This window comes from Limnobacter olei, from assembly GCF_029087225.1.
Lineage (GTDB): Bacteria > Pseudomonadota > Gammaproteobacteria > Burkholderiales > Burkholderiaceae_B > Limnobacter > Limnobacter olei.
The window spans coordinates 1-10,784 of sequence record NZ_JARFJD010000028.1 but is presented as its reverse complement, the minus strand read 5'-3'; the positions used below and the strand labels follow the sequence as shown (position 1 = coordinate 10,784).

Genomic DNA, 10,784 nt, shown 5'->3' with positions numbered 1-10,784 from the left:
ACGTACTGAGCCTGTTGCAGTAAACCTGAATTGACCAAGCACTGGCTGATCTGACTAGCATCGGGTCAGCTGGTTTCGGCAGGGGACATTCCCGGATTCGGACCATTCGTCCTCTGCCTTTTTTCTCCCCGCTGGTGTTACTACCAATGACATCACGCGCATTTTCGCATTACACTGCATTTATTCCGTAAAAAATGCATATAAATGCAAGACTTCTCTCAAGCCTTTGTTCAAGCCTTCACCCTGATTGGGCAAGCTGACCCCACTTTGATCGACATCATTGCTTTGTCGCTTCAAGTCACGTTCACAGCAGTATTCATTGCATGCTTGCTGGGTTTTCCGATCGGTGCTGCTTTGGCAATTGGCCGGTTTCCGGGGCGAATGGTCTTGGTGGTGTTTTTGAACTCCCTCATGGGTTTGCCCCCAGTGGTGGTTGGCTTGGTGATTTACCTGTTTTTGTCTGCGGCCGGCCCTTTGGGCTTTCTTCAATTGCTGTACACCCCAACAGCCATGGTGATTGCGCAAGTGGTGCTGGTCACCCCAATTGTGGCGGCACTGGCCCGGCAAGTGATTGAAGACCTATATGGTGAATACGATGAAATGCTGCGCGCCATGAACGCCAGCCGCATTCAAACCATTTGCACTTTGATTGTAGATGCCCGCTATTCGCTGCTGACCAGTGCATTGGCTGGCCTGGGTCGTGCCCTGGCCGAGGTGGGCGCCGTGATTATAGTGGGTGGCAACATTGCCAATGTCACCCGGGTGATGACCACCACCATTGCACTGGAAACTTCCAAGGGTGAACTGGCACTGGCGTTGGGCTTGGGGATTATTCTCGTCGCGCTTTCCATCCTGATCAATGCAGGCCTTTTCTTGCTGAAAAACAGCGCACAAAAGAGGGCCTATGCTTAAGATGAATAGCGACCTTGCTTTGCTTGCTCCGGCAAAACCGTTTTCAGCGCACTTGCCAATTCAGTTTGAAGGCGTACACCTTTCATTTGGCAAACACCTTATTTTCAGTAATTTAAACCTGGAAATTGGCGCACAAGGCATCACCGCGATCATGGGGCCCAATGGGGCGGGCAAAAGCCTGATTTTGCGTTTGCTTGGGGGCTTGCTTGCGCCCACGCAGGGTTCTGTGCGTTTCAACCAGAGCAACCGAATTCCTCGCGATCAAATTGGTTTTGTGTTTCAGCGACCGGTGTTGTTGCGCCGCAGTGTTCAGGACAACCTGCTGCATGCCTTGGCTGTCGCAGGTGTTGCCCGAAATGAACGCGCTTTGCGTGCGGATGCCTTGCTCGATCTGGGGGGTATGCAGCACTTGACCAAGTCCCCCGCAAGAAAGCTCTCGGGGGGTGAACAGCAACGCTTGACACTTCTGCGCGCCCTGGCAGCAAAGCCAGGGTTGCTCATTCTGGATGAGCCCAGCGCCAGCCTCGATCCCCAAGCCACAGCCTTGATTGAAAACATTGTTTTACGTGCCAGCCAGTGTGGCGTGAAAGTGATTGTGGTGACGCATGATCAAGGCCAAGCCTCACGGCTTGCTGATGAGGTGATATTTGTGCACAAGGGCAGGGTTCATGCTATCCAAGCAGCTCACGAATTTTTGAAGAACCCCGCCAGCCGAGAGGCGAAAGCTTACCTGGCAGGCGAGTTGCTGATTTAAAACGAGGAGACACCATGACAAAAAGAATTCGATTGCTTGCCGCATTGTTGGCCACAGGTCTGTTTGCGCAAGCACAAGCTTCTGACAAATTCATCATTGTTCAATCCACCACCTCCACGCAAAACTCCGGGTTATTTGATCACTTGCTGCCTGCATTCAAAGCGGACACTGGCATTGAAGTTCGCGTGGTGGCGGTGGGCACCGGTCAGGCTTTGAAGAATGCGCAAAATTGCGATGGCGATGTGGTACTGGTGCATGCCAAGGCTGCTGAAGAAAAGTTTGTGGCTGATGGTTATGGTGTGAAGCGCCTTGATGTGATGTACAACGACTTTGTGGTGGTTGGCCCCGGCAACGACCCAGCGGGTGTGGCAGGCAACAAGGAAGTGGTTAAATCGTTCAAAGCAATTGCTGACAAAAAGGCTTTGTTTGCCTCGCGTGGGGACGACAGCGGTACCCACAAGAAAGAACAGGAATTGTGGAAGGCGGCCAATGTGGATGTGAAAGCAGCCAGCGGCAAGTGGTACCGCGAGACTGGCTCAGGCATGGGGGCCACATTGAACACCGGTGTGGGCATGGGGGCGTATGTGTTGGCCGATCGTGCAAGCTGGATTGCATTTGGCAACAAAGGCAACTTCAAGATTGCGGTGGAAGGTGACCCTACCTTGTTCAATCAATACGGGGTTATCGCAGTGAACCCAGCCAAGTGCCCCAATGTGAAAAGCGAATTGGGCAATGCATTCGTGAACTGGTTGGTGTCCGCCAAGGGGCAGGCCACGATTGCCGGGTTTCAGCAGAATGGGCAGTCCTTGTTTTTTCCCAATACCGGCAAATGAGCACCAAAATGATATTCGCAGTTAAAGACTAGGAATTCCACACCACGGTGCCCAGCGCCTTGATGTTGTAGCCATCAAATTGTTGAGTTTTTTTCTTGAATGCACTGCTGTTGGCGAACTGAATGAGTGTTTGAAAAGGTGGTTCGAACCACGCTTTGCGGCACACCATCAAATCAAAATTTTCCTGTTGTGTGGGCACAAAGCCAAGGCCAAATTGTAAGGCCAAGGCTTGCAAACCAGGTGCCGCATCGGCTTTTCCACTGGCCACCGCAGCAATTGTATCGTTTTCGGTTCGGCAGATTTCGGAAATATTCAGCGCTGCCAAATCAAGGCCTTGAGTGCGCAGCAGGTGCTCAAACAAAATCATGCCGCCTGCACCCGATTGGCGTGTGGCAATTTTCAACGCAGGCAAATCAGCCACACTGCTTATTTTCTTCGGGTTGCCTTGCGGCACAATCAAACCCTGTTGCCGTGTGGCCCAATGCATCAAGACCACATTGCTTGTTGCAAAACGGTTTTGTACCGTATGTGTATTCCAGGCCGTGGTGTTGGGGGTGGTGTTGACACTGAGTACGTGCAAGCCGGTGGCCACCGCACCCTTGTTCTCAAACACATCAAGCCCGCTCAAGCTGCCATCAAATTGCATGGCCAGCCCGCAACCCGATTCACGAATGGCCCATTCCAGAAGCGGGTCGTGGCTGCCAGCTATTACATTCAATCGCACGTTGTTTTTGCTGACCGACAGAAATTCGCCAGTGCGTATCCAGTGCAGAAGCTCGGCTTTGGGAAACAGCAATTTGCCAGTGGCCTTCACGCAGGGAATTTCTTGAGCACTCACCAGGTCGTAGAGTTTGCGCTCTTTGATGCGCAAAAGTTCAGCCACTTCCTTGGTGGTTAAAAACTCGGTGGTGTCTGAACCTGAATTCATGTAGTGCGGGTTTCTTCCAGTTTCGTCAAATCAATTTCATCTGGCTCAAGGCCAGGGCTTGTGCCCAACATACGTCGTATATCGTCGATCATCAGGTACAAACAGGGTACCAACAACAGTGTAATGGCTGTAGCGAACAAAATGCCGTAGCCCAGTGAAATGGCCATCGGGATCATGAATTTTGCCTGGCGGGAGGTTTCAAAAATCATGGGGGCCAAGCCACCAAAGGTGGATACTGTGGTTAGCATAATTGGGCGGAAACGCCGCACTCCGGAAATGCAAATGGCTTCGTAAGGTGTCATGCCTTCGCGTACTTTTTCGTTGGCGTAGTCCACCATCACCAGCGAGTCGTTGACCACCACACCAGCCAAGGCAAGAATACCCATCATGGACACAATGCTGATGCTGTAACCCATCATCAAGTGGCCTACAATTGCACCGAAAATACCAAATGGAATGGCAAGCATCACAATGAAGGGTTGAAGATAGCTTTTGAAAGGAATGGCCAGAAGCACGTAGATCAGCAACAAGGCCACCATAAAACCTTTGCCCAGCCCACCCAGGGCTTCCGAAAAATCTTGCTGGCGACCTGCAAAGCTGTAACTTAAGCCCGGGTAGTCAGCCATCAATTTCGGCATCAGGTCCTGCACCGTGGCGTTTTGTACCTGCTGTGCCTGGTTGCGCGGGTTCACGTTGGCGGTTACCGAAATGGTTCGCCGCCCATCCCTTCGCGTGATGTTGGCGAATGCTCGCGTATCGTCAAATTCCACCAGTGAATGCAGTGGAACCAGTGTGCCTTGTGGTGTTCGAATCAGAAGATCGCGAACGTTAGTTTGTGCTGAACGCTCTGTGTCAGGGCGCATGACCAGTACCTTGACTTCGTTGCGACCGCGCTGTTGGCGCAATGCTTCTGCTCCAAAAAACGCGGCACGAACCTGTCGACCAATGTCGTTGGAACTCAATCCCAAGCGGCGTGCTTCTTCTTTCAAAGTAAAGCTGAATTGTTCTTTTCCGTTCTGAAAGCCATCGTCGATTTCGGACACCATGGGGTAGTTGGCCAGTTCACGTGCCAGGGCTTCGCTGGCCTGGCGCAGGGTGTCTACATTGCGGTGGCTTAACTGCACCGTGAAGGCGGGGCCACTGCCAGGGCCGCCCGAATCCGCTGCGAAGCGAATGGTTTCAACACCGGGAATATTGCCGACGTCCAGCCGCCACTGGTCGGTAAACTCTGCTGTGGGCACGGGGCGCACGCCCGGCGGGGTCAAGTAGGTTCGTACCGTAATGTTGTTTTCATTGACACTGGCATAAATCCCGGTGCTTTGTTGTTCACCTCCCGTGGCTTCGACGGTCTTCAGGGCGCTGGCCACTATTCGGTCGCGAACCAGGTTCACTTGTTCATTGGTGCTGCCCAGCGGCAATTGCGCCCGCACTTCAGACTGATCCGCTTCCACTTGTGGAAACAGTTCGAAGCCCATTCGGCCACTTACCGGCCAACTAATCACCAGCACCATCAAGGCAACGCCCACGCCCATGGACAAGTAACGATACTCCACACACTTGTGGACAATCGGGGTGTAGCGTTTGTCGATAAACGCCATAAAACCGTTTGCGAATTTTTGTTGTGCGATGTGAAACCGATTGTCCGGTTTGGGATCTTTGCTGTGGGCCAGGTGAGCAGGCAATATCAACATGGCCTCCATCAGCGACACCACAAACACCGTGCACACTACCAATGGAATTACACCCCAAATTTTCCCCAGAAAGCCTGGCACAAACAGCAAGGGCGCAAAGGCTGCAATATTGGTCAGGATACTGAAGGTGACTGGCATGGCGACATCGCGTGCGCCTTGAATAGAGGCATCCAGCATGCTCATGCCTTGTTGTCTGTATTCGTAAATGTTTTCGCCCGCAACAATCGCGTCGTCCACCACAATGCCCAGCGCAATAATGAATGCGAACATCGAGATCATATTAAAGGTGACCCCGAACAGTGGCAGTATCAGCATGGCACCGAGAAACGCGGTGGGAATCCCCATACTGATCCAGAAGGCTAGTTTCCAGTCCAAAAACAGGGTCAACAAAACCATCACCAGCACCAAACCCATAATGGCATTGGACGCCAGCAACTCCTGTCGCTGTTTGTAAGTGTCAGAACGATCACTAACCACCGAAATTTCGACGCCTTTGGGCATCAAGGGGCGAATTCGTTCAAGTGCCTCCTGCGTGGCCTCGGAAATTCCAATCGGGGTTTGTTCACCGATGCGTGATACTGAAACTTCAATGGATGGCTTGCCATTGAAGGTGGCGTATTTGTCGATGTCCTGAAAGCCGTCTCGCACCGTGGCAATGTCGCCCAGCTTCAAAGGCGTGCCGCTGACTGGCGACACGATCGGCAGCGCAGCGAACTGATTGGCGAAATCACGCCGCTCGGAAACACGCAACAGTATTTCGCCGCTTTGGGTTGAAATGCTTCCGCCGGATACTTCAATCACATTGGCCCGAATATTGTCGGCAATGCCCTGCAACGTCAAACCATAGGCATTTAACTTCGCTTCGGGTACCTCAACATGAATTTCCTGTTCGCGAATTTCGGTGAGATCTACTTGGGTAATCCCGGGGTTTTGAAGCAAACCGTCGCGTACTTCTTCCGCCAAGTTGCGCAGTGACAATTCATCTGTGTCGCCGTGTACCACCAAAGTGACTACTGTTCGCTTGCGTGCAGTCAGCGACACATTAGGTACTTCAGCATCGCCGGGGAAGGTGGTAATGCGGTCAACCTCTTGTTTGATTTTGTCGTAAACCGCCTGCGCGTCTTCAGATTCATCGATTTCAATCACCACACTGGCTGCGCCTTCATTGGCAGTGGAATTGACTTCAACGATGCCTTCAATGCTTGAAATGGCCTCTTCAATGGCCAGCACAATGCCCTGCTCTACATCCTCCGGGCTTGCCCCAGGGTAGGCAACAGTCACCGTGACCAAATCCAGCTCGAATTCGGGAAATACTTCTTTGGTCATGTTCATGAATCCGAACACGCCACCAATCAGGCACACCCACATCAGGATGTTGGCGGCCACTGTATTCTTGGTCATCCAGGCCAGTGGGCCTGAGCGGTCTACCCGGCGACGGCTTGTGGCATTCATGGTTTTACCGCCGCGGGTGTGGTGCTGGCGGCATCATTGGTCCGAATTGCCATGCCATTCACTGGCGAACCGAGGTTGGAGGTCACAATGTTTTCGCCATTGTTCAAGCCTTGATCTATTAGCACATACTCGGCCGAGCGGAAGGCGATATTGACGGGGCGAATATCAAGTTCGCCGCCATCGTTGACCCACACCGCGTTGTCATGCACAGAGGAGGGCGCAAGCTTGAACACATTTTTCAGCTCAATACCATCAAAGCGAACTTTCACATATTGGGCCAGCAACAGTGGCTGCAGGTTTTTGTTGTTGCTCTTGTTTTGGCTGCGAGGCACTTCGACCAGCACTTGAGCTTGTCGCCCATTGTCTTGAACACTGGTTTGCAGGTTCAGTACTGTGCCCTTGTGGCAACCCTCTTCATTGCTGCTTGCATCGCTGACGCACACGGTTGAGCCCGTCTGTTTGCCTTCAGGAAACTTGATCCATTTCAAATCGGCTTGCGGCACGGCCACGCTGATCCAGTAGGCCTCGCTGCTGGCCAACACGCCAAGTGCGGTGGAGGCGCTGACTTGCGCGCCCACGCTTGCTTCACGACTCACCACCACACCGTCGAAAGGTGCCCGCAAAATGGTACGCTCCAGGTTCACCTTGGCGCGCTCAACACCGGCCTGCGCAGACTGCACAGTGGCCTTGGCGGCTTCCAGTTGTGGTTTGCGCAAAATCAGCGCACGTTCACGTTCATCCACATTCAAACCCAATAATTCGAAGTCGGATTGCGCCACCACCTGGTTACCCAGCTCGGAGGTGAGCGTGGATCGTGCTTGTGCAAGTGCGGCTTGCGCCGTTTGTAATTCAATTCGGTAGTCGGTGTTGTCCAGCTGTACCAACACCTCGCCCTTTTTGAAGGATGCGCCCGGTACAAACTTCGGACCAATGCTTTGAACAGTGCCGCTTACCCGCGCCTGCAAAGTAATTTGTTGTTCGGGTTTAACCACGCCATAACCCAACAAGCTGACTGTGTAGTCCCCGGCTTTCACGGCCTCGGTGGTCACCAACCGTGCAACTTTTTCCGGCGGTTTGCGGCTGGCAGTGGGCGCCGTGGCCACCAGCAATTCAGACCCAACAACACCCAGGGCAACGACCCCGACGGCCAGGCCAATTTGTACCCACTTGCGCTTGAAAAAAGATTGATCACTCATGACTGCTCTGCTGCTGTAGATTGTGGAATGCTGCCGGACAGCGCCCTGTAAAGGGCGATCCGAAAGCCCACCAGTTGTTGTTGTGCATTCACCAGGTTACGCCTTAGCTGGCTGGTGCTTTGTTGTGCATCCAGAATGGCCAGGTAGTCGACTGTGCCATTGCGGTAGCCTGCAAAAAGTCGCTTCAAACTGAGCTCAGCCAGTTCAAGCTGGCGTTGAAAACTTTCCACAGCCTCGCCTTGGCGGGTTTCCTGAATCAGTGCATTGTCTACATCGGCCAGTGCATTGATGGCCGCTTCCTGATACTGTGCCACGGCTTGGTCAAGCAAGGCGCGCTGACGCTCCACTTCTGCGGAGCGTGCGCCACCGTCGAAAAGTGGCGCAACCAGATTCACACTCAAATTGCGCACCCAGTTGTCAAACAGCAAGTCGGAATCGGGGGTTTGATCGCTAAAGCTTGCACGCAAACTGAGTTGTGGGAAGCGGTTGGCAATCGCGGCGGCCACGCTGCGATCGTTTGCCAGCACCTGTGCCCATGCCTGCTGCACATCGGGACGGCGATTTAGCAGTTCAGCGGGAAAGCCGGTGGCGGGCAAAGCGGGCAGGGTAGGCAGGTTCTCGCTGTTCAGGCTGATTTTATTCGGAGGCTGGCCCACCAGCAGCGCAAGGCTATTGAGCAGTACGTCTCGATTGGATCGGGCCTGGGCCAGGTTGCCTTGGGCCGACTCAACCAGTTGCCTTTGCTGCAATACATCTGAGGCCACCGCACCGCCTTGACGAAATCGCAATTCAACCAACTTCAGGTTGGTCTTAAAATTCTCAAGTTCCGTCTCGAACAGCCGCACGGTTTGGTCAGCCGCCACCCATTGGGACCAAGTGGTGGCTAGTTGACCCGCTATGCTGATGCGGGCGGTATCCAGTTCGTAGCGCGTCGCTTGAAGCTGCAATTCAGAGGCCTTGGCTGTGTTGCGAACCCTAGCCCACAAATCGATTTCATAACTGGCCACAAACGAGGCCGAGGTAAACAGTCCGCGGTTGTTGGTGGCCTGTCCTTGAATACTGGTGCCTTTCACGGTGTTTTCCTGTCGCCCTGCATTCAGGGTGAGCGAGGGGAAAAAACTGGCCTGAGCCGCCTCTAGGCTGGCCTGCGCTGCACGCAGGCGGGCCTCTGTGGCTTCCAGGCTCAGGTTGTCGGCCTGTGCCTGTTGCATCAGTGTGTTGAGTTGTCCACTTGCAAAACCCTTCCACCAGTCAGCCGGGGGCTGCACTGCATCCGGGCTGACCAAGGGTTTGAAAGTTGCATTTTCAAACCGGCTGTCAATTTCTGGCTTTCTGGACTCAACAGTGGCGCAAGCCCCCAGCGATAAAGCCAAGACAAAGGGCAACAGGGGTTTGAGGTGGTGCTTCATGGTGTCGTTTTTATTGTTGAGTGCCCATCAGACCACAGTCTCGGGCTGTTTGTTCAGCTGTTAACTGATCTTTACAAAATTGAACCGAAAATCACCATGCCCCCGCTTTGCTTACTTCGAGGCCAGTTGCCGCAAGGCGTACACATACCCTTGCCAGCCCAGCCCGCAAATGACGCCTTCAGCCAGGTCTGAAAAATAGCTGTTGTGGCGAAAGCTCTCGCGTTTGTAGATGTTGGACAGGTGCACTTCAATGAACGGAATGGCCACACCCGCCAGTGCGTCGCGCAGCGCCACGCTGGTGTGGGTATAACCGGCGGGGTTGATCACAATGCCCGCGACATCTTCGGTTTTTGCCTTGTGAATACGGTCAATCAAGGCACCTTCGTGGTTGCTTTGAAAGGTCATCAATTCGAAACCGTCGGTGAATGCAATGTTCTTCAAGGCCTTTTCAATGTCAGCCAGAGTCATGTGTCCATAAATACCTGGCTCGCGCGTGCCCAACAGGTTCAGGTTGGGACCGTTGATCAGCAGCAGTTTTTTCAAGTGTCTTCTCCGGTGCGGGTGTGTTTGAAAAAATAGTAACAAGCAATGCGGCGGGCTAGGGGGATTCGTCTACACTGCGGACACGTTCGCGCACAAAATAACGACAATTTCGAATAATTCTAGGACAGAGGCAAGCCATGAACACCAACATCGACGCAATTTTCAACTTGCTGGCAGGCACAGCACGCGGCTGGCGCGGCACCGGCATCACTGCCCGAGCCCGAAAAACGCCTGAAAAAGTGTTGAAGCTCTATGACATCGAGATCAGCCCGTTTTGCAGACTGGTGCGGGAGGCTTTGAGTGAAATGGATCTGGATGTGATGATTTTGCCTTGCCCCGCAGGTGGTAAGCGTTTTCGCGACGAGGCTCGCAAATTGTTGCCCGGCACCAAGTTTCCAATGCTGGTGGATGACAACACAGGCGTGGTGATGAATGAATCTGCCGACATCATCGATTACCTGGCCAAAACCTACGACAGTAAACTGAAAAGCCAACAAGGCTTTGGGCGCAAAGTGGCGGTGGGTTCATCGATGCTGGCGAGTACTTTCCAATATCGTGTCGGTGGCTTTCAGGGCATGAAAGCCCGACCATCGAAAGCACCTGCTGAGCCGTTGGTCCTATACAGCTTTGAGAGCAGCCCGTACTCCAAGCCTGTGCGTGCGCGTTTGTGTGAGCTGGAAATTCCATATCTGCTGAAGAACACGCCCAAGGGCGCCATGACTGACATGGGCCCGCCTGTTTTCCGCGACAAGCTGTTCAAGGCGCCACAAGGCACCACGCGCAACCGGGCTTGGTTGTCGGAGAACACTGGCAAGGTGCAAGTGCCTTATCTGATCGATCCGAACACGGGTGTGGCGATGTACGAGTCCAACGACATTTTGCGGTATCTGGACAAGACATACGGCGCTTGAACAGTTTGTTGCGCTGGCGAGAGTCTGCTTGCAGTCGCTACGCTATCTCAGGTGCATACCCTCTCTCGCCAGAAAACCTGATTTTCCCTTTTTGATATTCACCCTGACTCACCTCGCTCGGCAAAAGGGCGGGCCGAGTCTCGGTGTCGGCCCTC

At 53.5% G+C, this 10,784-nt stretch carries 9 protein-coding genes; 4 read left to right on the top strand and 5 right to left on the bottom strand.

Features of this window, described 5'->3' with window-relative positions:
• Positions 1 to 204: 204 nt before the first annotated feature.
• The 3 genes from PY990_RS14045 to PY990_RS14035 are packed head-to-tail and all read left to right on the top strand — an operon-like array spanning position 205 to position 2,499.
• Positions 205 to 912 (top strand): ABC transporter permease, encoded by a 708-nt coding sequence (locus PY990_RS14045; protein WP_275272137.1) that lies wholly within the window; start codon positions 205 to 207, stop codon positions 910 to 912.
• Positions 905 to 1,666: an ATP-binding cassette domain-containing protein gene (locus PY990_RS14040; protein ID WP_275272136.1), complete on the top strand. Its 762-nt coding sequence runs from the start codon at positions 905 to 907 to the stop codon at positions 1,664 to 1,666. Before PY990_RS14045 ends, PY990_RS14040 begins: the two co-directional genes overlap by 8 nt.
• Positions 1,667 to 1,680: 14 nt before the next feature.
• A complete protein-coding gene (locus tag PY990_RS14035; protein ID WP_275272135.1) occupies positions 1,681 to 2,499 on the top strand; it encodes an ABC transporter substrate-binding protein in 819 nt (272 codons plus the stop codon).
• A gap of 28 nt (positions 2,500 to 2,527) precedes the next feature.
• Here PY990_RS14035 and PY990_RS14030 read toward each other — a convergent pair whose 3' ends face one another.
• The 5 genes from PY990_RS14030 to aroQ all read right to left on the bottom strand — a co-directional run bounded on the left by PY990_RS14030 (position 2,528) and on the right by aroQ (position 9,718).
• Complete coding sequence (locus tag PY990_RS14030) at positions 2,528 to 3,427, bottom strand: helix-turn-helix transcriptional regulator (RefSeq protein ID WP_275272134.1); 900 nt, start codon at positions 3,425 to 3,427, stop codon at positions 2,528 to 2,530.
• Positions 3,424 to 6,570, bottom strand: coding sequence for an efflux RND transporter permease subunit (locus tag PY990_RS14025; protein ID WP_275272133.1), 3,147 nt, complete (start codon positions 6,568 to 6,570; stop codon positions 3,424 to 3,426). Before PY990_RS14025 ends, PY990_RS14030 begins: the two co-directional genes overlap by 4 nt.
• Positions 6,567 to 7,766, bottom strand: coding sequence for an efflux RND transporter periplasmic adaptor subunit (locus PY990_RS14020; protein ID WP_275272132.1), 1,200 nt, complete (start codon positions 7,764 to 7,766; stop codon positions 6,567 to 6,569). Before PY990_RS14020 ends, PY990_RS14025 begins: the two co-directional genes overlap by 4 nt.
• Positions 7,763 to 9,175: an efflux transporter outer membrane subunit gene (locus tag PY990_RS14015; protein ID WP_275272131.1), complete on the bottom strand. Its 1,413-nt coding sequence runs from the start codon at positions 9,173 to 9,175 to the stop codon at positions 7,763 to 7,765. Before PY990_RS14015 ends, PY990_RS14020 begins: the two co-directional genes overlap by 4 nt.
• 111 nt (positions 9,176 to 9,286) lie before the next feature.
• The gene (aroQ, locus tag PY990_RS14010; RefSeq protein WP_171098161.1) at positions 9,287 to 9,718 is read right to left on the bottom strand and encodes a type II 3-dehydroquinate dehydratase; all 432 of its coding nucleotides are present in this window, start codon (positions 9,716 to 9,718) and stop codon (positions 9,287 to 9,289) included.
• A gap of 137 nt (positions 9,719 to 9,855) precedes the next feature.
• Here aroQ and PY990_RS14005 point away from each other — a divergent pair, with 137 nt between their 5' ends.
• Entirely contained in the window at positions 9,856 to 10,629 is a 774-nt protein-coding gene (locus tag PY990_RS14005) for a glutathione S-transferase N-terminal domain-containing protein (RefSeq protein ID WP_275272130.1), read from the top strand.
• The last annotated feature ends 155 nt before the right edge of the window (positions 10,630 to 10,784 follow it).